Origin of the sequence: Aminivibrio sp. (assembly GCF_016756745.1) — a bacterium.
In the GTDB taxonomy this organism is placed as follows: Bacteria; Synergistota; Synergistia; order Synergistales; family Aminobacteriaceae; genus Aminivibrio.
The window spans coordinates 1-22,297 of the sequence record NZ_JAESIH010000012.1 but is presented as its reverse complement, the minus strand read 5'-3'; the positions used below and the strand labels follow the sequence as shown (position 1 = coordinate 22,297).

21 protein-coding genes and 1 pseudogene are annotated in these 22,297 nt (G+C 59.9%); 14 read left to right on the top strand and 8 right to left on the bottom strand.

Annotated features, from left to right (window positions below; translation table 11 throughout):
• On the bottom strand, positions 1-305 hold a 305-nt coding region (locus tag JMJ95_RS00730), incomplete at its 3' end, for an MATE family efflux transporter (RefSeq protein ID WP_290681184.1).
• A gap of 79 nt (positions 306-384) precedes the next feature.
• On the opposite strand from JMJ95_RS00730, the gene JMJ95_RS00725 reads away from it, so the two are divergent.
• From JMJ95_RS00725 to JMJ95_RS00715, 3 genes are all read left to right on the top strand, one after another.
• Positions 385-1,212: a MerR family DNA-binding transcriptional regulator gene (locus JMJ95_RS00725; protein ID WP_290681181.1), complete on the top strand. Its 828-nt coding sequence runs from the start codon at positions 385-387 to the stop codon at positions 1,210-1,212.
• A 224-nt stretch (positions 1,213-1,436) separates the two neighbouring features.
• The gene (locus tag JMJ95_RS00720; protein WP_290681178.1) at positions 1,437-2,216 is read left to right on the top strand and encodes a 3-ketoacyl-ACP reductase; all 780 of its coding nucleotides are present in this window, start codon (positions 1,437-1,439) and stop codon (positions 2,214-2,216) included.
• Positions 2,217-2,220: 4 nt separating this feature from the next.
• Entirely contained in the window at positions 2,221-4,257 is a 2,037-nt protein-coding gene (locus tag JMJ95_RS00715) for an FAD-binding protein (RefSeq protein ID WP_290681174.1), read from the top strand.
• A 105-nt stretch (positions 4,258-4,362) separates the two neighbouring features.
• Here the strand turns inward: JMJ95_RS00715 and JMJ95_RS00710 are convergent, their stop codons facing one another.
• A complete protein-coding gene (locus tag JMJ95_RS00710; RefSeq protein WP_290681171.1) occupies positions 4,363-5,073 on the bottom strand; it encodes a TetR/AcrR family transcriptional regulator in 711 nt (236 codons plus the stop codon).
• 232 nt (positions 5,074-5,305) lie between these two features.
• On the opposite strand from JMJ95_RS00710, the gene JMJ95_RS00705 reads away from it, so the two are divergent.
• The 11 genes from JMJ95_RS00705 to JMJ95_RS00655 all read left to right on the top strand — a co-directional run bounded on the left by JMJ95_RS00705 (position 5,306) and on the right by JMJ95_RS00655 (position 16,007).
• Positions 5,306-5,749: a hypothetical protein gene (locus JMJ95_RS00705; protein WP_290681168.1), complete on the top strand. Its 444-nt coding sequence runs from the start codon at positions 5,306-5,308 to the stop codon at positions 5,747-5,749.
• Positions 5,750-5,751: 2 nt separating this feature from the next.
• Positions 5,752-7,236 carry a hypothetical protein gene (locus tag JMJ95_RS00700; protein ID WP_290681165.1) on the top strand — a complete coding sequence of 495 codons (1,485 nt, stop codon included), beginning with the start codon at positions 5,752-5,754 and terminating at the stop codon, positions 7,234-7,236.
• A 73-nt stretch (positions 7,237-7,309) separates the two neighbouring features.
• Positions 7,310-7,930 carry a flavodoxin family protein gene (locus JMJ95_RS00695; protein ID WP_290681162.1) on the top strand — a complete coding sequence of 207 codons (621 nt, stop codon included), beginning with the start codon at positions 7,310-7,312 and terminating at the stop codon, positions 7,928-7,930.
• A complete protein-coding gene (locus tag JMJ95_RS00690) occupies positions 7,931-9,493 on the top strand; it encodes an AMP-binding protein (RefSeq protein WP_290681159.1) in 1,563 nt (520 codons plus the stop codon).
• Between the two features lie 15 nt (positions 9,494-9,508).
• The gene (locus JMJ95_RS00685; RefSeq protein WP_290681156.1) at positions 9,509-10,528 is read left to right on the top strand and encodes a 3-oxoacyl-ACP synthase; all 1,020 of its coding nucleotides are present in this window, start codon (positions 9,509-9,511) and stop codon (positions 10,526-10,528) included.
• Entirely contained in the window at positions 10,486-11,004 is a 519-nt protein-coding gene (locus tag JMJ95_RS00680) for a MaoC family dehydratase (RefSeq protein WP_290681153.1), read from the top strand. The genes JMJ95_RS00685 and JMJ95_RS00680 overlap by 43 nt, the downstream gene beginning before the upstream one ends.
• 20 nt (positions 11,005-11,024) lie before the next feature.
• Positions 11,025-12,215 carry an acetyl-CoA C-acetyltransferase gene (locus JMJ95_RS00675; RefSeq protein WP_290681150.1) on the top strand — a complete coding sequence of 397 codons (1,191 nt, stop codon included), beginning with the start codon at positions 11,025-11,027 and terminating at the stop codon, positions 12,213-12,215.
• Positions 12,216-12,236: 21 nt separating this feature from the next.
• Entirely contained in the window at positions 12,237-12,956 is a 720-nt protein-coding gene (locus JMJ95_RS00670; protein WP_290681148.1) for a beta-ketoacyl-ACP reductase, read from the top strand.
• A gap of 82 nt (positions 12,957-13,038) precedes the next feature.
• Positions 13,039-14,178 carry an acyl-CoA dehydrogenase gene (locus JMJ95_RS00665; RefSeq protein ID WP_290681145.1) on the top strand — a complete coding sequence of 380 codons (1,140 nt, stop codon included), beginning with the start codon at positions 13,039-13,041 and terminating at the stop codon, positions 14,176-14,178.
• Between the two features lie 12 nt (positions 14,179-14,190).
• Positions 14,191-14,973: an electron transfer flavoprotein subunit beta/FixA family protein gene (locus tag JMJ95_RS00660; RefSeq protein WP_290681143.1), complete on the top strand. Its 783-nt coding sequence runs from the start codon at positions 14,191-14,193 to the stop codon at positions 14,971-14,973.
• Between the two features lie 14 nt (positions 14,974-14,987).
• Positions 14,988-16,007 (top strand): electron transfer flavoprotein subunit alpha/FixB family protein, encoded by a 1,020-nt coding sequence (locus tag JMJ95_RS00655; RefSeq protein ID WP_290681140.1) that lies wholly within the window; start codon positions 14,988-14,990, stop codon positions 16,005-16,007.
• A 137-nt stretch (positions 16,008-16,144) separates the two neighbouring features.
• Here JMJ95_RS00655 and JMJ95_RS00650 read toward each other — a convergent pair.
• From JMJ95_RS00650 to JMJ95_RS00625, 6 genes and pseudogenes are all read right to left on the bottom strand, one after another.
• Positions 16,145-16,894, bottom strand: a pseudogene (locus JMJ95_RS00650) (NAD(P)-dependent oxidoreductase); the annotation flags it as partial.
• Between the two features lie 271 nt (positions 16,895-17,165).
• Complete coding sequence (locus JMJ95_RS00645) at positions 17,166-18,155, bottom strand: 4-hydroxy-2-oxovalerate aldolase (protein WP_290681138.1); 990 nt, start codon at positions 18,153-18,155, stop codon at positions 17,166-17,168.
• Positions 18,156-18,220: 65 nt separating this feature from the next.
• Entirely contained in the window at positions 18,221-19,264 is a 1,044-nt protein-coding gene (locus tag JMJ95_RS00640; RefSeq protein ID WP_290681135.1) for an Ldh family oxidoreductase, read from the bottom strand.
• Between the two features lie 40 nt (positions 19,265-19,304).
• Positions 19,305-20,819, bottom strand: a complete 1,515-nt coding sequence (locus JMJ95_RS00635) for a tripartite tricarboxylate transporter permease (protein ID WP_290681133.1) — start codon at positions 20,817-20,819, stop codon at positions 19,305-19,307.
• A gap of 15 nt (positions 20,820-20,834) precedes the next feature.
• Entirely contained in the window at positions 20,835-21,278 is a 444-nt protein-coding gene (locus JMJ95_RS00630; protein ID WP_290681131.1) for a tripartite tricarboxylate transporter TctB family protein, read from the bottom strand.
• 77 nt (positions 21,279-21,355) lie between these two features.
• The coding region (locus tag JMJ95_RS00625) for a tripartite tricarboxylate transporter substrate binding protein (RefSeq protein ID WP_290681129.1) at positions 21,356-22,297 on the bottom strand (942 nt) is incomplete at its 5' end.

Genomic DNA, 22,297 nt, shown 5'->3' with positions numbered 1-22,297 from the left:
GAAAGAAGCGAGAAGAGAAGAGTGCGCGTAAAATTCCGACAGGCGGATATCTTTCGCCTCTCTCCCATGTCTTTGCCGACAACGGCGCTCCCTCCCGCGCCGAACATTATTCCCGCTCCGAAGACGAATCCGAGAGCCGGAAAGACGATGTTGGAGGCGGCAAGCGCGTCCGTACTCACGAAGCGAGCGATGAACACCCCGTCCACAGTACCGTAGAGCGATGACACCACCATCATGACGACCGTGGGCAGTGCGAAGCGGACCAGACCGCCGGCAGTGAACCGTTGCGCGATGGAATTTCTCATGAAGCTCCCCCTTGCAAATGAATGTGCATCGGGTAGGATAGGGTATGGGGTAACCCCATAGTCAAGGAGGAAAATAAAAATGGAGAAGAAAGTTCCTCTTCTTTCGACCGGAGAATTCGCGAAGCTCTGCGGCGTAACGAAAGAGACGCTCTTCCACTACGACGAGATCGGCTTGCTTCGTCCGGAGGTACGAAAGGAGAACGGCTACCGATACTATACGCCGACGCAGTCGTTCGTTTACGACATCATCGTCTCCCTGAAAAAATGCGGATCATCGCTTTCCGAAATCAAAGAGCACTTTGTTTCAATGGATCCAGAAAAGTTCGTCGCGACGCTGAAGATGAAACAAGAACACTTCGGGGAAGAGCTGGCGCGCCTTGCGCAAAAGCAACGACTGCTCGAGAATATGATCGAACGTGTAGAAAGCGCTCCCTCGCTCGAGACGAACAAACCCTCCATAGAGTATGTCGAAGAACAGTATCTGCTCGCTGTTCCGCTGGATTACAGCCGAGGCGGAGAGGAGATCGCCTGGGCGGAAGCGTCCCAAAGGTTGATGGAAAACTTGAAAACCTTTTCTTCGATGCAGCTTTCTTTCGACGTAGGAGCGATTGTCACAAGAGAAAACCTTGAGAGGAAAGAAATGGAAGAAGCGAACTATTGCTACAGCGAACTATCGGCGCCCGTAGCGAGCAAGTATTCGTTCCTCAAACCTCCCTCGCACTACGCGACCATGATCCACAAAGGACCGTACGAAGATCTGCCCCGCTCGGGAGAGAGGCTCATCGGATTTATAAAGGAGTCCGGACGCAGAATCACCGGCAATGCCTATATTATCGATTTGTCTACATATTTCATGACGGAAAAGGAAGAGGATGTTGTGATGCGGATTGCGATTCAAATCGACTGAACGTATGTTCCAATGTTTTGGAGTCTGCGACTACGCCGCGTTGCTCCATCGAACGAAATCCTCCACACGCATAGTATTTTTTTGACTCAAATATGAATCCAAGATTTTTTCCGCACCCCCAGCCTCCCCTCGGAGAGTAGGTGTACGACCGACGCTGAAAAAGTGTTATACTCATTACGGTTGTCCATGGACAACCGTAATGGAGCGAAAGGAGACGAGGCCATATGACCCGGAAAGTCATCCTGGTGACGGGTTCCTCCCGCGGCATCGGCCTGGGGGTGCTGAAAAAGCACGCGGCCCTGGGATATGCCGTGGTGATGAGCAGCTCCTCCGGCGGGGAAAAGGCGGCGGAGGCCATGGAAGAGCTCAAGGCGTACGGCGTTCCGGCCGCCTACGTGAAGTGCGACATCTCGAAGAGCGCCGACAGGCAGGCGGCCCTCGACTTCGTCCTCGGCCGGCACGGGCGGATCGACGTCCTGGTGAACAACGCGGGCGTCGCCCCCCTGGCCCGGATGAATATCCTGGAAACCACCGAAGAAAGCTTCGACCGCCTGATGGACATCAACCTGAAGGGAACCTTCTTCATGAACCAGCTTTTTGCCAACGCCATGATCTCCCTCCAGCAGCAGGGGCTTCCGGACTACTCCCCCAGGATCATCAACATCGGCTCCATTTCCGCCTACACGGCTTCCACGAACAGGGGAGAATACTGCATCTCCAAGGCCGGCATCGCCATGGTGACGGCCCTCTTCGCCGCCGAACTCGGGGGGCACGGCATCCCCGTCTTCGAGATACGGCCCGGCATCACAAAGACCGACATGACCAGGACCGTGGAAGGCAAGTACAACAAGTTCATCTTCGAGGACGACGGCATACCCACAAAACGCTGGGGCCTGCCCGAGGACATCGGTGAAGCGGCGGCAGCCCTCTCGGGCGGCGCGTTCGACTACTCCACCGGCCAGGTGATTAACGTGGACGGCGGCTTCCACATCCGGAGGCTCTAGGGCCATGCCCCGCTCCTGCGGCCGGGAGCCCCGGCGAAACTTCATCACCGTCGCGGGGCTCGATCTGCCGGTATACAGCTTCAACACCGTCGTCGTCGGCACGGGGTGCGCCGGGTACAACGCCGCGGACACCCTCTTTTCGCTGGGCCGGGAGGATGTGGCCATAGTCACCGAAGGGGTGAACATGGGAACATCCCGGAACACCGGTTCGGACAAGCAGACCTACTACAAGCTCACCCTCTCCGGGAGCGAGCCAGACTCCGTCCGCAGCATGGCGGAGACCCTCTTCTCCGGCGGGTCCATGCACGGGGACATCGCCCTCGTCGAAGCTGCCATGAGCGCCCGGGGCTTCTTCAAGCTCGTCAGCCTCGGCGTTCCCTTCCCGCACAACGGCTTCGGCGAATACGTCGGCTACAAGACCGACCACGACCCGCGGCAGCGGGCCACCTCCTGCGGCCCCCTCACCTCCCGCCTGATGACCGAGCATCTCCAGAAGAGCGTGGAACAGAAAGGAATACCCGTCTTCGACGGTTTCCGCGTCGTCGCCATCCTCACGGAAGGAGAACCGAAGCGGGCCGTCGGCCTTGTCGCCCTGGACACATCATCCTTCGACGAAACCACCTTCGGCCTCACGGTCTTCAACTGCACCAACATCGTATACGCCGTCGGGGGCCCCTCCGGAATATACCGCTCCTCCGTCTACCCCGGAAGCCAGACCTGCGCCACCGGCATCGCCCTGGAGGCGGGCGCGCGGGGCATCAATCTCACCGAGTCCCAGTACGGCATCGCTTCCACGAAATTCCGGTGGAACCTCTCCGGCACCTACCAGCAGGTGATCCCCACCTACATCTCCACCGACCGGGACGGCGGCGGCGCCCGGGAATTCCTCGGCGACTACTTCGAGACACCCGGCGACATGATGAACGCCACGTTCCTGAAAGGATACCAGTGGCCCTTCGACCCCCGAAAACTCCACAAGGGAGGCTCCTCCATCGTCGACATGGCCGTCTTCACCGAGACGCGCGTCAAGGGACGGCGGGTCTTCCTCGACTTCCGGGTCAACCCCGCGGAGGGGGGCGACGAAAAAGGCCTCAGGATCGGTCTGCTGAACGACGTCACCCGGGAATACCTCGAAAAATCCCACGCCCTGCTCGACACGCCGCTGAACCGGCTGCTGAAGATGAATCCCCTCGCGTACAGGCTCTACCTCGACAACGGCATCGACCTGAAAAACGAACGGCTCGAGATCGACGTCTGCGCCCAGCACAACAACGGCGGCCTCGCAGGAAACTTCTGGTGGGAGAGCAACCTGAAACATTTCTTCCCCGTGGGGGAAGTCAACGGAACCTTCGGCGTCTACCGCCCCGGAGGCTCGGCCCTCAACTCCACCCAGACGGGCAGCACCCGGGCCGCCCAGTTCATTGCCGCCAGGTACGGCGAAGAGCCCCTGGATATCGGCTCCCTCGCCAAGGCGACAGAACCGGCCATGGAAAAGGTCATCGGGCTGGCAAAAACCTTCCGGGAAAACGCGGGCCGCGCCGGGGCATCGGAACCGCTTGCCCTCCGGGAACGGTTCCAGCGGAGGATGGACGCATGCGGCGCCATGATCCGGCCAGCCGATCCCGTAAGGAAGGCAATCGGGGAATGCCGCAGCGACCTCGAATCCCTGGCTTCCGAGACCGGGGCAGGCGACGCCCGCCAGATGGCGGCGGCCTTCATCAACCGCGACATCCTGCTGACCCAGCTCGCCTATCTCTCCGCCATCGACGAGTACATCCGCCGGGGGGGCAAAAGCCGCGGATCGTACCTCATCTGCGGTGAAGAGGGGCTCGCCGCCGACGCGGGCGTCTGCGCCGCCGGAGGTGTCCCCGTCGAACTGGACGAAGGCGCCTTCTCCGACCGGGTCTGCGAAACCGCTCTGGACGCCGGTACGATGCAGTGCAGCTTTGAATGGAAGCCCGTCCGGCCCATTCCTTCGAACTACGACGACTGGTTCGAAAACGTGTACAACGCCTATGTCCGGGGAGAGATCGTGAAGTAGGGGAAAATCAATAAGCGCCAAAGCATAACGACAACACGGGCCTTCCCGTTTCCGGGGGCCCGTGTTTTTTTCGGCCTGTATTCCGGGGAGCGCCGGAACGGATTTCTAACGGCCAGGCCTTGTTCCTGACCGCACATTTCCTTCTTTCCGTTTCCCTTTGGACTTCCGGTCACGCTCCGCAGGCTCTTCCCCGGCCTGGAGGGATGAGTTTTTCTTTTCGCCGGGGGGGGCGAAAGCCCCGTTCCGTATGAACTTGAAGACCTCCTGGACAAGCTCTTCGGAAGGCTCCTTTTCGTCGAAGACGATGCACTTCAGGGCCACGAAGTTGTAGATGCCCATCAGGATATAGGAAAAATACACGGGATCGATGTCAGCGAACTCGCCCCGATCCTGGGCGTCGCTGATATGGCTGATGTAGCGTGCCGAGAAGGTCTCGTAGTACTCCTTGAAGGCGTCCATGTCGACGAACTGGGCCTGCCAGATAATCTTGAACAGGCCGATGTGCTTCGAGGCGAAGGAAAGGAAGGTCCTGAGCCCAACGTACTCGGCTTCCTGCTGGCTTTCGGTCCCTGCGGCGGCGGCCCGTATCTCCCTTCTGAGCTGGTGCCCCAGTTCGTTCAGAAGATAGCGGAACACGCTGATTTTGTCGGGGAAGTAGATATAGAACGTCCCGGTGGCCACCCCCGCCTTCCGGGCGATGTCGCCGATCTGCGTATTGTAGTAGCCCCTGTCGGCAAAAAGCTCCTCCGCCGCGGAACAGATCCGCTGCAGCGTCTCCTCGCCCCGGGCCGTTTTCGGTTTGTTGACCAGATGCACGGTAACACCTCATTCAACCATTCGGATTGTCTGTCATAATAACATACCACGGCAGCCCCCTCTGCCGCTTCGCCGGTTCATCCAGCGGAATGCCGGACACTGCTTGACATCTCTTTACCATGATGATATTCTCCGGCTAATATGAAACATGATTCATGTTTCATTTGACGATCCCGGAACCGCAGCTTCCGGAACCGCCGCAGCGCTCCACACTTGAAGGAGGGGATACGGAATGGATGTTTCACGGAAAAGAACCGCAATCATGGTCCTCATCGCTTTACTGTGGCTCGGCATCACCGTATTGGGCATGCAGAAGCAGTTTTTGCCCGCAATGATCCTCGGCGTCGTCCTCATGTTCCTGCACATGTTCCTCGGCGTAGCCCGGAAGGGCAAAGTCTCCATACTCTTTCTCATCTATCCGCTGCTGTCGTGGGCCGTACTCTGGGGGGCGAGCTTCATCCTCTCCAAGCATTATTCCGACGCCTTCGCGGGGCAGATGCCTGCCTTCACCATCCTGGGCCTTCACCCTTCCTTCGCATGGACTGTGCTGACCTACTGGATCGGCGGCATGCTGACGCTTACCCTGGGCTTCATGTTCTTCAGGAGTCAGTGGCTTTCCGATGCCGACTGGGACGAATTTCTCGCGAAAATCGCTGATGAAGGGAAGGGTGCGTAATTATGGAAAAAGGGCTTATCATCGGCTTTTCCGTGGCAATGATCGTCGTCTCCTTCCTCATCGGATGGTGGGCGAAGCGCAAGGTTACCTCCAATAAAGCCTTCTTCGGCAGCACCGGCATGTTCGGTCCCCTCGCAGTGGGACTCTCCAGCACCGCCGCCGTGGCCAGCGCCTTCGCCCTGGTGGGCGTCCCCGGAATCATCTACGCCACCGGCAACCCCATGACGTTCTGGATGCTCTCCTCCGCCGCCTTCACCATGGCCTACCTGATCCTCGGCAAGAAAGTCCGCGCCATGGCCGAGATCGGCGAAGTGGCCAGCCTCGGCGACATCTCCGACCTCCGCTTCAACAACAACCGGCTCATCAAGGCCATGCTCTCCATCGTCATCTTCCTCGGCTGCATCGCCTATCTCTCCGCCCAGATCAAGGCCGGATCCGAACTCTTCGCCCACCTTCTGGGCTGGGAACCCATCGCGGCCGCCTTCGTCATCTTCGGCATTCTCACCGTCTACACCGCCATCAGCGGCGAAGTGGGCGGACTCCTGACCCAAGCTTTCCAGGGCTTTGTCATGGTCGTGGCGGGCGTGATCATGATCGTCGCCTTCTACACCATGACCGGCGGCTTCGGAAACGTCATGCAGGCCGTGGGCTCCGCGAAGGAAGCCGTGGCGGCAGGCGTCACCAAGCCTCTCGGTCCGGACTTCCTCAACGCCTGGGGCAGGATGCCCGGCACCATCAGCATGGTCTGGATGCTCATCCCCATCCTTGGCACCATCGGCCAGCCCCAGGTTCTCACCAGGATGTACGCCCTGAAGAACCCCAAGGAGATGCCCCGGCTCAGCCTCTATGCGGCCCTCTCCCATGCCGTGGTGGGCTTCTTCGCCGTGGTGGTGGCCTACGGAGTTCTCTACCTTGTCGCCTCCGGCAAGGTGAACCCCCTCGCGGTGGCCGACCGGGCGATCTTCGTCTTCGCCGACGAGGCGGGCTTAGTCGCCCAGCTCTTCGTCTACGCGGCGGTGCTTGCGGCGGCCATGTCATCGGCCAGCCTCTTCCTCTCCATCTGCGCCGGAATCATCTCCAGGGACCTTCCCAGTGCCCTCGGGATGAAAGTTCCGGAGAACAGGCAGATCACCGCGTCACGGATCACCATGTTCGCCATAGGCGTCATCTCCATATTCTTCTCCATCTACAGGGGCGACATGGTCGCCATCCTCGGGACCTTCGGCTGGGGCACCCTCATGAGCGCCACCTTCCCCGTCTTCATCATCGGCCTCCTCTGGGACCGCGCCAACGAAGCGGGCGTCATGACGGGAATGGCGGCTTCCCTCGTCCTGAACCTTCTCTCCCTCACGTCCTTCAAATGGCCCGGCGGCATGCCCGGCTACTTCTACATCATCGCCATTTCCGTTTCCCTCACCGTCTTCGTTTCCCTGATGACGAAGGAACAGAAACTCAACAGAAAACTGCAGGCCGTCATCGACCTGTAGGCAGGATACTCCCGGTCCGCCGCTCAATGGGGCGGACCGGCACTTTTTAAAAACGCCTAAGGAGGAGATCAGAATGAAACTGCTCGCCCTCAACGGAAGTCCCCGGGCCGACGGCAACACATTCCGCTACCTGACCATGATCCTGGACCGGGCAAAAACCCAGGGAGCGGAGACGGAGCTGGTCCAGCTCTGTGACAAGAGTCTCAGGGGCTGCCGGGGGTGCTACGAGTGCGTTACCGCGAAGCGGTGCACTCTGGACGACGACTTCCAGGCCATCTTCCCGAAAATGGCCGAGGCCGACGCCATACTGCTCGGTTCCCCCGTCTACCACTCTTCCATTACCGCCGAACTGAAGGCCGTTCTCGACAGGGCCGGTTTTTCCGGCCGCTGGGCAAAGAACGAGATGAAAAAGAGCGGCGAGAGCTATACCTGGGGCACCACGGCCCTTTCAGGAAAGGTCATCGTTCCGGTGAGCACCGCCCGCAGGGCGGGCCACAACTTCGCCTTCGCCCAGATGCTGCTCTGGGCCGCCGCGAACGACTGCATCATCGTGGGCAATACCTACTGGAACGTGGGCGTCGCCGGGAAGGGCGGCGCGAAGAACGCCGAAGAAGACGAAGAAGGCACCGGCATCATGACGAATATCGCCGACAGGGTCGTGGCCCTGCTGAAGCGGCTTCAGGGGGACAGGTAAATGTCTGTAGGCTGGATAGGAAACTACTCTTTCTTCCGGGCGCGGATCGACAGCACCCGGGAAGCCGTCTACGACCTCGACACTGAGACTCACTACACCTACGGAGACCTGGAACGCAGGGCGAACCTCCTGGCCCGGTTCCTCAGCGAAAAAGCCGGCGTGGGCAAGGGCGACCGTGTGGCCTTTCTCGCAAGGAACTGCATCGAGATGATCGACGCCTACTTTGCCACGGGCAAGCTCGGCGCCATCTTCGTCCCCTACAATGCCCGCCTCTCGGTCAGCGAGCTTGTGCAGCTCATGAACAACGAAACGCCGAAGGTCCTTTTCTACGAGGAGGCCTTCGCCGACAAGATACCCCCTCTCAAGTCCGGCTGTTCCGTGGAAAAGTACATCGTCCTCTCGCCGGACAAAAACCCGGAGAACGACCTTCCCTACGCCGCCGCCCTGGACCACGGCAACGATGCCTTTGTCTGCTGCACCGACCTGGATATGGAAGACACCCACATGATCATCCACACGGGGGGAACCACGGGCCTTCCCAAGGGCGGCCTGATCTCCCACCGGTGCGAGCTGTTCAACTGCCTCAACGAGATCTGCACGTGGAACCTGAACCACGAGGACAGCACCCTGCTGCTGCTTCCCCTCTTCCACACCGGCGGCTGGAACCTGCTGACCCTGCCCCTGCTCCACGTGGGCGGACGGCTCATCATCAACAGGCAGTTCGACCCGAAGAAGACCCTCGAAATCATCGTGAAGGAGAAAATCACCACCCTCTTCGGCGCGGCCACCATCTTCCGCATGATGGTGGAACTGCCCGCATTCGCCTCCACTGATTTCTCCAGCGTGAAGTGGGTCATGGCCGGGGCCGCCCCGACCCCCATCAACATCATGGAAAAGTTCTGGGACAAGGGCGTGAAGTTCGTCCTGGGCTACGGCATGACCGAAGCCGGGCCGAACAACCTTTCCTCCTGCGCTCACCTCATGTCCGACGAGGTCATGAGGGCCAAGTACGCCTCCGTGGGCAGGCCCATGTACCTTTCCATGGTAAAGCTCGCCGCCGACGACGGCAGCGAAATCACGGAGCCGAACACCCCCGGCGAGCTTCTCTGGGGTGGTCCCCAGACTTTCTCCGGATACTGGAACAACCCGGAAGAGACGGCGAAGACGCTGGTGGACGGCTGGGTCCATTCCGGCGACATGGCGGTCCGGGACGAGGACGGCTACTACTACATCGTCGGCCGGAAGAAAAACATGTTCATCAGCGGCGGCGAGAACGTCTTCCCGCCGGAGATCGAGCGGGCCATGTACGACATCGAAGAGGTCCACGAAGTCTGCGTTTTCGGCGTTCCTGACGAGAAGTGGGGCGAGGTGGGCAAGGCCGTCGTCTCGGTGAAGCCCGGAAAGACCGTCACAAAAGAACAGATCATCACCGCGCTCGGCTCGAAGCTGGCCCGGTACAAAATCCCCAAATACATCACCTTCGTGGACGAGGTTCCCAAGAACAACGTGGGAAAAATAGTCGTCTCGAAGGTGGTGGAACTCTACGGCAAGGCCACGGACTAGATGGGAGTGAGGCATTTGACCAGGGACGTCGTGGGCATTCGCAGCATCGGATACTACACCCCGGAGGGAATTCGGGACAGCGCCTACATCGCGCAGGCGTCCGGAATTCCCGAGAAGGTTATCCGGGAGAAATTCGGCATCAACCTGGTCCACAAGGCTCCGCCGGAGGAATCCGTGTCGGAGATGGGCGTGAAGGCCGCGCACGACGCGCTGAACGGTTTCGACCCCGCCCGGCTCGACCTGGTGGTGTACTGCGGCAGCGAGTACAAGGACTACTACCTCTACAACTGCGCCGCAAAGATCCAGCACGATATCGGGGCGGTCAACGCCAACGCCTTTGAAATCCACAGCCTCTGCTCGGCGGGAGTCTACTCCCTCAAGGTGCTGAAGAGCATGATGCTCGCCGACGACGGGCTGAAGCACGTCCTGCTGGTCTCCTCCTCCAAGGAGGGGGACCTCATCAACTACGCCGACGGCGATTCCCGGTTCATGTTCAACTTCGGCGACGGCGCTGCGGCCGTGCTGCTGGAAAGGGGCCTGGAACGGAACGTCATCCTGGAAACCGCCATGATCACCGACGGCAGCTTCGCCGACGACATCGGCGTCATGGGCGTGGGATGCAAAAACTTCGCGAACTTCAGCAATATGCCCTACGGCGACCGCTTCCTGCGGGTGGCGGACATCGCGAAAATGAAGGAACGGCTCGACCCGGTAACCCTTGCCAACTTCGTCCGGGTCATCGAAATGGCCGCCGAAAAGAGCGGCTACGGCAAAGACTCCGTCGATTTCATCGCGCCCATCTTCATGAAACGCTCCATCCTGGAGACCATGCTCGCCAGCTTCGGCCTGAAGGAAGAGAACTCCTTCGTCCTTGAAGATTACGGCCACTGCCAGTCCGCCGACGCCTTCATCGCCCTCAGGAACGGAGAAGCCCTCGGCAGGCTGAAGGATGGCGACATCGCCGTCCTCGTGGCGGCGGGCACCGGCTACACATGGGCAGCCACCGCCGTCCGGTGGGGTGCGTGGAGCGCCTGACCGCACACTGCGAATCCAGTGAAAAAGCCGCCCCGGACGGGGTGCGGAAGGAGGACGAAATGAAGGGAAAAACCATAGCGGAGATCGCCCCTGGCGATTCGGCCGTATTCCAGAAGACCCTCAGCGAATCGGACGTGTACCTTTTCGCAGGGGTGAGCGGAGACCAGAACCCGGCCCACATCAATGAAGTCTACGCCTCGGGCACCCGCTTCAAGACCCGTATCGCCCACGGCATGCTCGTCGCCTCGCTTATCTCCGCCGCCCTGGGCACCCAGCTTCCGGGTCCGGGCACCATCTATCTCGGGCAAACACTGAAGTTCACTGCCCCCGCCCACATCGGCGACACCGTGGAAGCGAAGGTCACCGTCACCGCCCTGGACCCCCGGAAAAACATCGTCACCCTGGAAACCGTCTGCACCAACCAGGACGGCAAGGTGCTTCTCGAAGGCACCGCCACCGTGATGCCCCCGAAGTGAAAAGGAGGGAGAGTTCCGCTATGAGTGAACGGATAGTGCTGGCGGGCGCAGTGCGCACCCCCATAGGCAAATTCTGCGGCAGCCTGGCGGACACCCCCGTGGAACAGCTCGGGGCGCTTGTAATCCGGGAAGCCCTCAAGAGAGCGGGCGTGGAAGGAGCCCGGGTGGACGAAGTCCTCATGGGCTGCATACTCCAGGCGTGCCGGGGCCAGAACGTGGCCCGCCAGGCCTCAGTAGGCGCAGGGATCCCCGTTGAGGTTCCCGCCCTGACGCTGAACAACGTCTGCGGCTCCGGTCTGAAGGCGGTGAACCTGGCCGCCGACATGATCCGCTCCGGAAGCGCCGAGGTCGTGGTGGCCGGGGGCATGGAAAACATGTCCGCCGCCCCCTACGCCCTGGAAAAAGCCCGCACCGGCTTCCGCATGGGCGACAGCCCCTGTGTGGACACCATGGTCTACGACGCCCTCACCGACGTTTTTCACAACTATCACATGGGAATAACGGCCGAAAACGTGGCCGAACAGTACGGAATCACCCGGGAGATGCAGGACGAATTCGCCGCCGCCAGCCAGCGGAAATGCGAGGCGGCATGGAAGGAAGGCCGGTTCGATGGTGAGATCGTTCCCGTGCCGGTAAAGGTCAAAAAGGAGACGGTGCCCTTCGGCCGGGACGAACACTTCCGCCCCGGCGTCACGGTACAGGACCTGGCCGCCCTGAAGCCCGCCTTCAAAAAAGAAGGCGGAACGGTGACGGCGGGCAACGCTTCGGGCATCAACGACGGGGCCGCCACCGTGGTCGTGATGAGCGAGCGGAAGGCCAAAGAACTCGGCGTCATTCCCATGGCGGTTTTCACCGGCGGCGCCTCGGCCGGGGTGGACCCCGCCGTCATGGGCATCGGCCCCGCCTTCAGCACCAGAAAACTTCTCGGCCTGACCGGCATGAAGATAGATGACTTCGACCTCATAGAAGCCAACGAAGCCTTCGCCGCCCAGGCCCTCGCCGTGGGCAAGCTGCTCGGATGGGACTGGGAGCGGGTCAACGTCAACGGCGGCGCCATCGCCCTCGGCCACCCCGTGGGTGCCTCCGGCTGCCGCATTCTCGTCACCCTGCTCCATGAAATGAAACGGCGCGGCGTACACAAGGGTCTCGCCACCCTCTGCGTGGGCGGCGGCATGGGCGTCTCGGCGGCTTTCGAGCGCTGGGACGGATAGCACCGGAAGGAGGAACGCACCATGAGACTCCAGGGAAAAACCGCCATAGTCACCGGCGGAGCGAGGGGCATCGGCAGGGCCATGGCGGAACTCTTCGCCTCCGAGGGGGCCCGCGTCATCGCGGGAGACATGTCGGCCCTCACCTATGAAAACCCGTCCGTGGAAGGATACACTCTCGACGTCTCCGACCCGGAATCCTGCAGGGCATGTTTCGACTATGCGGTCGAACGGCTCGGGAAAATCGACATCCTCGTGAACAACGCGGGAATCACCCGCGACGCTCTCACCCGGAAGATGACCGACGACATGTGGCAGAAGGTCATCGACGTCAACCTCGGCGGAATCTTCAACCTCACCCGCCTCATCGGCCCTCACATGCAGGAGAACAGGGGCGGATCCATCATCTGCATCTCTTCCGTGGTGGGCGAGTACGGCAACATCGGCCAGGCAAACTACGCCGCCGCCAAGGCCGGCATGATTGGCCTCGCCAAGACATGGGCCAAGGAATTCGCCATGAAGGGCGGCAACGTCCGGGTGAACGTCATCGCCCCAGGATACACCATGACCGACATCCTCAGTACCGTCCCCCAGGACCTGCTGGACAAGTTCGCCGCCATGACCATGCTCGGGCGGCTCGGAAAGCCGGAGGAGATCGCGAAGGCGGCCCTCTTCCTGGCAAGCGACGACGCATCCTACGTCACGGGCCACGTGCTCAGCGTCAACGGCGGCATGCGGCTGTAAAACACAACCCAATAGAACCGCCTCCCTCGCCCGGCCTCCCCGAGGCCGGGCGAGGAGTGCGGCGACACCGGAGGAATACCAGATGAACTTTGAACTGAGCAAGGAACACCGGATGGCGCAGCAGCTCTTTCGCTCCTTCGCCGAAAAGGAAGTCCGCCCCCTCGCCCAGGAAGTGGACGAAAACGAACGGTTCCCGTCGGAAACCGTGGAAAAGATGGCCCGGTACGGCTTCCTGGGGATACCCTGCAGCAGGGAATGGGGCGGCCAGGGGTGCGACACCCTGACCTACGTCCTCTGCGTGGAGGAACTGAGCCGGGCATGTGCCACCACGGGGGTCATCGTCTCCGCCCACACCTCCCTGGCCTGCGACCCCATCGAAAAGTACGGCACCGCCGAACAGAAACGGAAATACCTGCCGGACCTCCTGTCAGGCAGAAAGCTTGGGGCCTTCGCCCTCACCGAACCGGGTGCCGGCACCGACGCCTCGGGGCAGCAGACCCGGGCCGTCCCGGAAGGAGACAATTACCGCCTCAACGGCAGCAAGATCTTCATCACCAACGCCGGGCAGGCTGACATCTATATCGTCTTCGCCATGACCGACAAAAGCCAGGGCACCAGGGGCATCTCCGCCTTCATCGTGGAGAAGGACTTCCCCGGCTTCTCCGTGGGAAAAAAGGAGCTCAAGATGGGAATCCGCGGATCCTCCACCTGCGAACTCATCTTCGAAGACTGCATCGTACCGAAGGAGAACCTGCTGGGCAAAGAAGGCAAGGGATTCTCCATCGCCATGGGAACCCTCGACGGCGGCCGCATCGGCATCGCCGCCCAGGCCCTCGGCATCGCCCGGGGAGCCCTCGACGAAACCGTCACCTACGTCAAGGAGCGCAAGCAGTTCGGAAAACCTCTCGGGGCCTTCCAGAACACCCAGTTCAGGATGGCCGACCTCAAAACCCGGGTGGAAGCCGCCAGGATGCTGGTCTATAACGCCGCCCTGGCAAAGGATTCCGGGGGCAGATTCTCCGTTGAGGCCGCCATGGCCAAGCTCTTCGCCTCCGAAACCGCCATGGAGGTCACCACGGAGTGCGTCCAGCTTTTCGGCGGCTACGGCTACATGCGGGACTACCCCGTGGAGCGCATGATGCGGGACGCCAAGATCACCGAAATCTACGAAGGCACCAGCGAAGTGCAGCGCATGGTCATCGCCGGCGCGCTGCTGAAGTAGGGAGGAAGGGCCATGAAGATCATCGTATGCGTCAAGCAGGTGCCCGACACCACCGAGGTGCGCCTCGACCCGGTTACCGGCACCCTTCTCCGGGAGGGCATCCCCAGCATCATCAACCCCGACGACAAGGCCGGACTCGAAGCCGCTCTCCGCCTGAAAGACCGGTACGAAGCCCATGTCACCGTCCTCACCATGGGACCGCCCCAGGCGGACCTCGCCCTGCGGGAAGCCCTGGCCATGGGGGCCGACGCAGCCATCCTCCTCACCGACAGGGCCTTCGGAGGCGCCGACACCTGGGCCACATCCTCCACCCTCGCCTCCGCCCTCTCCGCCCTGGAGTACGATCTCATCATCACCGGGCGGCAGGCCATCGACGGCGACACCGCCCAGGTGGGCCCCCAGATCGCGGAGCACCTCGGCATACCCAACATCAGTTATGCGGAAGAACTGCGGATCGAAGGAAATACCGTGGTGGTAAAGCGCCAGTACGAAGACCGCAGCCACATCCTCAGGGCGGAGATGCCCTGCCTTGTCACCGCCCTCTCGGAGCTGAACGAACCCCGCTACATGACCCCCCGGGGGATCTTCGAAGCCTTCCGGGACAGGACGGTGAAAATACTCACCCGGGCCGACCTGGCCATAGACGACGGCAACATCGGGCTCAAGGGCTCCCCCACCCGGGTCATGAAGTCCTTCACCAAAGCGGTCAGGGGAAAAGGAACCGTGGTCGAGCTGGACGCCAGGGACGCGGCGGGCTGGATCACCGAGCGGCTCCAGGAAAAGTTCGTCCTGTGACGGAGGTGTACGGAATGGAAAAGCACAACTGCAACGGCGTCATGATCTTCGTCCAGCAGACCGACGGGGAGATCGCTCCCGTCTCCCTGGAGCTTCTCGGCAAGGGGCGGGAACTGGCCGAAGCCCTGGGCACGGAAGTCACCGCGGCACTCCTCGGCTCTTGCATACAGCCCCTCTGCGGAACACTTGCACGGTACGGGGCCGACAGGATCGTCGTGGTGGACGACCCCGCCCTCGAAACCTACATGACCGAACCCTACACCCGGGCCATGGCGGAAGTAGTCAGGCGGTACACGCCGGACATCCTCCTCTGTGGAGCCACCGCCCTGGGAAGGGACCTCGCCCCCCGGCTCTCCGCCAGGCTCCACACCGGCCTCACCGCCGACTGCACAGGGCTCGAAATCGACCCGGAAACCCGGAACCTCATGATGACCCGCCCGGCCTTCGGAGGCAACATCATGGCCACCATCGCCTGCCCGGACCACCGGCCCCAGATGGCCACCGTGCGCCCCGGCGTGATGCGGCGGGCCGATCCAGCGGAAGGGGCCCGTCCCCCGGTGGAGATCGTCAGGGTGGAGGGCCTCGCGGAAAGCCGGAACGTGGACATCCTTGAAATAGTGAAGACCATAAGTTCCAAAAAGGACATCCAGGACGCCAGGGTCCTCGTCGCCGGAGGCCGGGGCATGGGCGGCCCGGAAAACTTCGCCGTCCTCGAGGAGCTGGCGGACGTCCTCGGAGGCACCGTGGCCTCCTCCCGGGCCGGCGTGGACGCAGGCTGGATCGGCAAAGACCGCCAGGTCGGCCAGACCGGAAAAACCGTCCGCCCGGACCTCTACATCGCCTGCGGCATTTCCGGCGCCATCCAGCACCTCGCCGGAATGGAGGAATCGGAGATCATCGTGGCCATCAACACCGACCCATCCGCCCCCATCTTCGAGGCCGCCGACTACGGCGTGGTGGGCGACGCGCTGAAGATTGTCCCCCAGCTCACCGAAAGCATCCGGAACGCCAGGGCCAAAAAGGCGGAAGTCTGAGAGAGGGGCTTTCGCAGATGAAACAGCGCCCCGGAAGCCGTGGAACGGCATCCGGGGCGCCTTTGTCCCCCGCGGGGAGAATCTGGCGAGAGCGCGGCTGGAGACAGTCCGGCCGAAAATCCCCTCACCTCATCCCGTCATGAAGCCGGATGTACCCTGTTTGCCCCGGGGTTCACCACGTACCGCACTTCTTTCCCCCGGGCGAGACGGAGAATATTGTCCGCGATCATGGGAATCATGGCGTCCGCCAGGTCGGAGGTCGCTCCCCCGATGTGGGGGGTGATGACAATATTGGGCTGCCGGAGCATGGGATGGTCGGGCCCCAGGGGTTCCCGCTCCGGGCAGTCCAGGCCGGCGCCCGCAATCCGTTTCTCCAGTACTGCCGCAAGAAGGGCATCGTCGTCGATCAGCCCGCCCCGGGCCGTGTTGATGACGAAGGCTCCGGGCTTGAGCATGGCCAGTTTCTCCCCGTCAAGCAGATGGCGCGTCTCTTCCGTCAGGGGAACGTGGAGGCTCACGATGTCGCTCGTCCTCAGAAGTTCTTCAAAGGGGACGTACTTCATACCGCACTCCCTTTCGAGCTGCTCCGGAAGGCGGAACGTGTCGTAATACTGCACCGAGGCTCCGAATGCCTGCACTTTCGCCGCAACCTGCCGCCCGATATTGCCTCCGCCGATCAAGCCGACGATTTTTTTGTTGAGGGTGAAGGTCTGGTCCAGAAACATGGTCCTGCTCCAGACGCCCGAAGCTATGCTCCTTGTGTGGGCCTGCAGGTTCCTGCCCAGGGCAAGCATGAGAAGCAGTGCAAGTTCGGAGACGGCGTAGGCGTTTGCTCCCGGAGTATTGGCCACGAGCACGCCGTGTTCCGTAGCGGCCTCCACGTCGACTGAATCGACGCCTTCCCTCCACTTACTTGTGAATCAACCTGAGCTTCCCGTTGCTTTCGATTATGTTCCTCTGTGGCCTTGAAGATGCGCAGTACGATGACATCAGTATTGGAGAGTTCTTCGTAGTCCTTCCCGCTGTTGACCGGGACCAGTTCAAACACCTTCTTCGGCAGTATTTCCCGAAACTTTTCCTGGATTCCCGAGGGGTACTCCCCTGCCCTCCTGCAAACACGATTTTCACGTCTTGTCCGTCTCCTTTCGGATGCCCCATCTACAGGGCATCTGCCACGGCCCGGATCTGTTCTTCCGACGGTGATTTCTGGTTCTTGCGGGTTACTTCAACTATCAGGCGGTGCAAGTCAACTTTTTTCTCCCGGGCAATATCGCGGAAAATTTTCAGGAACCCCGAATGACAGCCCGAATACCCCAGGATGAGGTCGAGGGGGGGTATCGCCGTGTGATACCCGTACTGCTCCATGGCGGGGATCAGCCGTTCGTCTAGGAAACGGAGAAGGCCGAAAAGGTTCACTTCGGGCAGTTTGCCATTCCGCTGCAGCACCGCCGCAATAACCTCGGTGGGGGTGTTTCCGGCACTGCGGGCCATTCCCAGCAGGCCGCAATCTATTAACTCCGCTCCGCTCCCAATGGCGGCCAGCACATTTGCCACAGAGAGCCCCAGGTTGTTGTGGCCGTGAAAACCTACCGGAATCCCTACCGCATTGACGAGAGCTTCGGTATAGCGGGACGCCTGGTCAGGAGTCATGAAACCGGCCGAGTCCATTATGGTTATTTCATTAACTCCCGCTTCTTCGAGTTTTTTGGATTCCTCGGCAAGAGCGGCAGGGGAGACGATGTAGGCCTTCATGAGTGAGTAGCACACCTTCATGCCGTGGTGTGCGACAATCCTGACCGCATCCATGGCAATGGCCGAGTCTCCCGCATCCGCCCCCACTCGGAGGAAGGCCAGCCCCTTTTCGGCAGCGAGCACCACATTCTGCTCCCTGTAGCGCTTCGCGTTGAGGAACATTCCTATTTCAGCCTTGCCGAGATAGGGCTGTACCAGATCCAGATACTCCAGGTCTGTGAGAGGGGCAATGGAGTTAGACACTTCATAGGCCCCGATTCCGCCGGCATTTCCGTATTCAATGGCTGTGATCCCGTTTTCGATCAGGCCCTGCAGCATCATCTCTGTCAGATCCGCAGGGAAACCTTTCCCCAGAACATTTGCACCATCACGCAGTGTACAGTCGAAAAGCTTCACGAAATTTCACTCCCTATTCAATGTCATTTCGTTTAATACAGCGTTTTGAAAGAATACTGCCCCGGTTACCCCGGAAAACTCAGGCCATACGCTGCTCCAAGTTCCTGCAGTTCCTTCACCACGTCCTCTTCGAGGGGTATGCCGTTTTCCGTCCGGTCTTTTTCCGTCATCGCCTCGATTTCCCCCGGGAGAAAAACCTTCTCATTGCCTCCGGATGGCGGCAGGGCTTTAATCTCCTCAATCATGGTCTCCATTCTCTTCCCGAAATCGAGCCCCGGAGCAAGAACACCGGGAGCAGCGGCAATGAAAAAATGTCCCAGCTTCTGTTCCCTGTCGAAGTCGTTGTACATACTCCCGAGGGAAGGACCGAAGGCCGCTCCAGTCAAAACCCCCGCCATGACTTCTATGAAAAGGGCAATGGCGGAACCCTTCGGGCCGCCGAAGGGAAGGACATATCCCTCGAGCGCTTTTTCCGGATCCTCCGTCGGATTGCCGTCTTTGTCTATTGCCCAGTCCGACGGAATCTTTTCCCCTTTTTTCCACGCCCTGCGGATTTTTCCCCTGGCTACGATGCTCGTGGCCATATCCAGCACCAGCGGTTCGTATTTTCCGGCAGGAAGGGCATAGGAAAGGGGGTTTGTTCCTGTGTAGGGCTTCCCGGCGCCCCAGAGGGCCATGGTGGTAGGGGCGTTGGACATGGCGAGAGCAATGTAGCCTTTCTGTGCCAGCGGAAGGGTATAAAAACTGGCCGCGCCGAAATGGTTGGATCCCCGGACGCCCACACAGCCGATTCCGTTTTCTTCCGCCAGTTCAGCCGCCAGCTTCGACGCTTCGGAAGCCGCAAACTGTCCTATGGTATTCCCTGCGTCCATCATGGCCCCTGACCGTCCGCCCCGTTCAATTTTCAGAGCCGCATTCGGCCGGACCATGCCTGACGTTATTCTTTTCAGGTAAATCCCCGTTCTGCTGACCCCGTGGGATTCAACACCCCTGAGGCTCGCATGGACCATGGAGGCGGCCAAGATATCCCCTCTCTCCCTCAGAACACCGGCTGCCTGATATACGGAAGAACAAAACGACTCCAGTTTCTCCTTTTTGAACAGCTCCATTGGCTTTCCCTCCCAGCTGAACTATGTCGGAATCCATCACTCACGCCTTCGTTCCGCGGGCTGCAAAACGTGCTTTGAATACAGGGTAGAACAGGCTGAGCAGCGTCAGAAGGAACAGGAAAAACGAAAGAGGGCGGGTGAAGATTTCAATGGGAGAGTCAGCAATCATCAGCGCTCTCCTCAATTCTGTCTCCGCAAGGGGCCCAAGAATTATTCCAAGAACCGCCGGAGCGATGGGCAGCTTCATTTTCCGCATGACAAGCCCGACAACTCCGAAACACAGCATTGAATACACATCAAACATGGAGTTATTCAGGCTGTAGGTTCCAACGGTACTCAAAACGGCTATGGCGGCGGCAAGAATCACCGTGGGCATCTTCAGGCATTTTGCAAAAAATCGGGCACCGAAATATCCCAGGGTGAGCATGATGAAATTCGTGAGAAGCATTCCCCACATGAGCCCGTACACGATCCTCGGTTCCTTGATGAAAAGATTGGGGCCCGGGTGAAGCCCGTGGATGAGAAGGCCTCCGACCATGATGGCCGTAACCACGTTTCCGGGAATTCCAAAGGTCAGCATGGGGATCATAGCGCTCGCAGTGACTGCATTGTTTGCAGTTTCCGACGCCCGGATGCCTTCGACCTCGCCTTTGCCGAAGTTATCGGGATTCTTCGATTTCCGTTTCGCTTCCTTATAGCTGATAAAAGCGGCAATGCTCGATCCCGCGCCGGGAATCATTCCTATAACGATTCCTATTATGGAAGAACGGGTCCACGTGGGGATTGAAGCCTTGAAATCCTGACGGAAAGTCCATCGTTTTTCCTCTTTATTCGTTGCCTGCTCAAGGAGAAAATTGTTCGCCGCAGCTGTTTTCCCCGCAGCAACCTCCTCAAGCATGGTAAACACTTCAGGGATGGAATACAGGCCAATGAGGACCACTATTTCGGGAAACCCTTCCATAAGGTACATGTTGTCGAAGGTAAAGCGGAAAACGCCGCTGATCTGGTCGATGCCCACGGTGCTTATAAACAGCCCCGCAAAGGCGCAGAAAAGCCCCTTGACCGTCGAACCGGAGAGAAAGCTCGCTATGGTCGACAGCCCGAGGACCGAGATCCAGAAATACTCCGCCGGTCCGAACTTCAGAGCCAGCGCAGCCAGGTAGGGGGCGATAAACATGAGGGCAAGGGCACTCGCGACTCCTCCGACGGTGGAACAGATAACCGCCGTTTCAAGGGCGTACCGCCCTTCTCCCTTCTTTGCCATGGCGTTTCCGTCGAAGGTCGTGACCACGGCGCCGGGAGTTCCCGGAATGTTGATGAGAATCGCAGCGATCGAGCCGCCGTAAATGGCCCCGTTGTACATGCCTGCCATGCACAGAAGCCCCGTGAGCGGATCCATGGTGAACGTGAAGGGGATGAGGAGGGCGACGCCCATGGAAGCCGAGAGACCGGGTAGAGCCCCAACCATGATTCCGGCCGCGGTGCTGACAACCATGGCCACCAGATTTGCAAAAACCAGGGTTCCAGAAAGAGAGGACACCAACTGTTCGAACATCATTACCCTCCTAGCTCAAAGTAAAAAACCTTTCGGGAGAGGAACCGTGAAAATTTTGACGAAGGTAATATAAAGAAAAACGGTAAACAGAGCGGCAAAGAGCAGGGAAAAACGAAGGGAAACCCCTTTTCCGAATCCGCCCCACAGCATGGAAACCGCCATCACGAAAAAGAAGGACGATGAAAAGAACCCCGCTTTTTCGATGGAAAGAACGTACAGAAGAAGCACCGCTCCGAACAATGCGGCTGAACGCAGATTGATGCCTTCGACCTTTTCGCTCCCCTCTTTGCTTTTTATGGCCATTATCAGGACAGCCAGGCTGCAGACGAAAATTCCCGATGCGGAAAGAAGAGGGAAAAGGGCTGAATCCGACGGATATTGTACCGACAGCCACAGGACTACCAGAGAGATTGCCGTTCCGGTCGCCCCGAAAATAATGTCCTGCTTTCTTTGTGTCATTCACAGTCCCTCCCGGAAAAGGAAATGGGGAGATGCCCTCAAGGCTCTCCCCATATTCGGCTAAGGAGCAGAAATAATCAGTCTTTAATCCAGGGATCTTCCGCCCACAGTTTTGCCAGCCTGTCGCTCAGGTCCTGGAGATGCTTCTTATATTCAGCGGGATTCATGTACACCAGGGGAAGATAGGCATCTTCGCACTTCTTCCGGAATTCGGGATTCTCGACGACCTTCCTCATGCCCTCCGCAAACTTTTCGACGATTTCAGACGGCACTCCCGCAGGCATGGCAATTCCCCTCGAGCTTCCCATAACCACGTCGTATCCCATTTCCCTCAGCGTCTCAACCTCGGGGAACAGGGGATCCCTTTCCTCGCCCATCTGGGCCAGCACCCTGATCTGGCCGGTTTCGGTGTATTCCTTCGCCTCGCTCACATTGAAAAGGGCGATGTCGATATGCCCGCCCAGAAGAGCCGTTCTGTTCGGGCCGGCGCCGGTGAAGGGAACGACCTTCGCCTTGAAGCCCGCGGCCCTCTCGAGGAACAGCATGGCCATGTGGTCGTCCGAGCCGATGCCGCTCACGCCGTAGGTCAGCTTCTCCGGGTTGTCCTTCGCATACTGGATGACGTCGGCCATGGTCTTGAAAGGACTGTCGGGCCGGACGAGCACCGTTCCCGGGTCGTCCATCAGGCAGGCCACCGGAACAAATGAATCAAGGGTAAATTTTGTCTTCTTCCGTATGGGAAGAGCGACAATGCTCGGCGTGTTCAGGAAACCCACCGTGTACCCGTCGGGCTTCGCTTCGCTGACGAGGGTATAGCCTATTTCCGCCCCTGCCCCAGGCTTGTTCAGGACGACGACCTTCTGGCCTATATAGGGCTCAATATAATTAGCGACAAGCCTGGCCATGATATCCGTTGAGCCGCCCGGCGAATAGGCAACGATCATTGTTATATGCTGATCCGCCGGCCACTCGGCGTAACTTGGCACAGAAGAGAAGATCAGAAAAGAAGCGCACAGGAG

What these genes read in the sequence shown, in the direction of transcription:
- JMJ95_RS00725 (WP_290681181.1), top strand. Translation starts at nt 385, where the DNA reads ATGGAGAAGAAAGTTCCTCTTCTTTCGACCGGAGAATTCGCGAAGCTC.
- JMJ95_RS00720 (WP_290681178.1), top strand. Translation starts at nt 1,437, where the DNA reads ATGACCCGGAAAGTCATCCTGGTGACGGGTTCCTCCCGCGGCATCGGC.
- JMJ95_RS00715 (WP_290681174.1), top strand. Translation starts at nt 2,221, where the DNA reads ATGCCCCGCTCCTGCGGCCGGGAGCCCCGGCGAAACTTCATCACCGTC.
- JMJ95_RS00705 (WP_290681168.1), top strand. Translation starts at nt 5,306, where the DNA reads ATGGATGTTTCACGGAAAAGAACCGCAATCATGGTCCTCATCGCTTTA.
- JMJ95_RS00700 (WP_290681165.1), top strand. Translation starts at nt 5,752, where the DNA reads ATGGAAAAAGGGCTTATCATCGGCTTTTCCGTGGCAATGATCGTCGTC.
- JMJ95_RS00695 (WP_290681162.1), top strand. Translation starts at nt 7,310, where the DNA reads ATGAAACTGCTCGCCCTCAACGGAAGTCCCCGGGCCGACGGCAACACA.
- JMJ95_RS00690 (WP_290681159.1), top strand. Translation starts at nt 7,931, where the DNA reads ATGTCTGTAGGCTGGATAGGAAACTACTCTTTCTTCCGGGCGCGGATC.
- JMJ95_RS00680 (WP_290681153.1), top strand. Translation starts at nt 10,486, where the DNA reads ATGGGCAGCCACCGCCGTCCGGTGGGGTGCGTGGAGCGCCTGACCGCA.
- JMJ95_RS00675 (WP_290681150.1), top strand. Translation starts at nt 11,025, where the DNA reads ATGAGTGAACGGATAGTGCTGGCGGGCGCAGTGCGCACCCCCATAGGC.
- JMJ95_RS00670 (WP_290681148.1), top strand. Translation starts at nt 12,237, where the DNA reads ATGAGACTCCAGGGAAAAACCGCCATAGTCACCGGCGGAGCGAGGGGC.
- JMJ95_RS00665 (WP_290681145.1), top strand. Translation starts at nt 13,039, where the DNA reads ATGAACTTTGAACTGAGCAAGGAACACCGGATGGCGCAGCAGCTCTTT.
- JMJ95_RS00660 (WP_290681143.1), top strand. Translation starts at nt 14,191, where the DNA reads ATGAAGATCATCGTATGCGTCAAGCAGGTGCCCGACACCACCGAGGTG.
- JMJ95_RS00655 (WP_290681140.1), top strand. Translation starts at nt 14,988, where the DNA reads ATGGAAAAGCACAACTGCAACGGCGTCATGATCTTCGTCCAGCAGACC.
- JMJ95_RS00640 (WP_290681135.1), bottom strand. Translation starts at nt 19,264, where the DNA reads ATGGAGCTGTTCAAAAAGGAGAAACTGGAGTCGTTTTGTTCTTCCGTA.
- JMJ95_RS00635 (WP_290681133.1), bottom strand. Translation starts at nt 20,819, where the DNA reads ATGTTCGAACAGTTGGTGTCCTCTCTTTCTGGAACCCTGGTTTTTGCA.
- JMJ95_RS00630 (WP_290681131.1), bottom strand. Translation starts at nt 21,278, where the DNA reads ATGACACAAAGAAAGCAGGACATTATTTTCGGGGCGACCGGAACGGCA.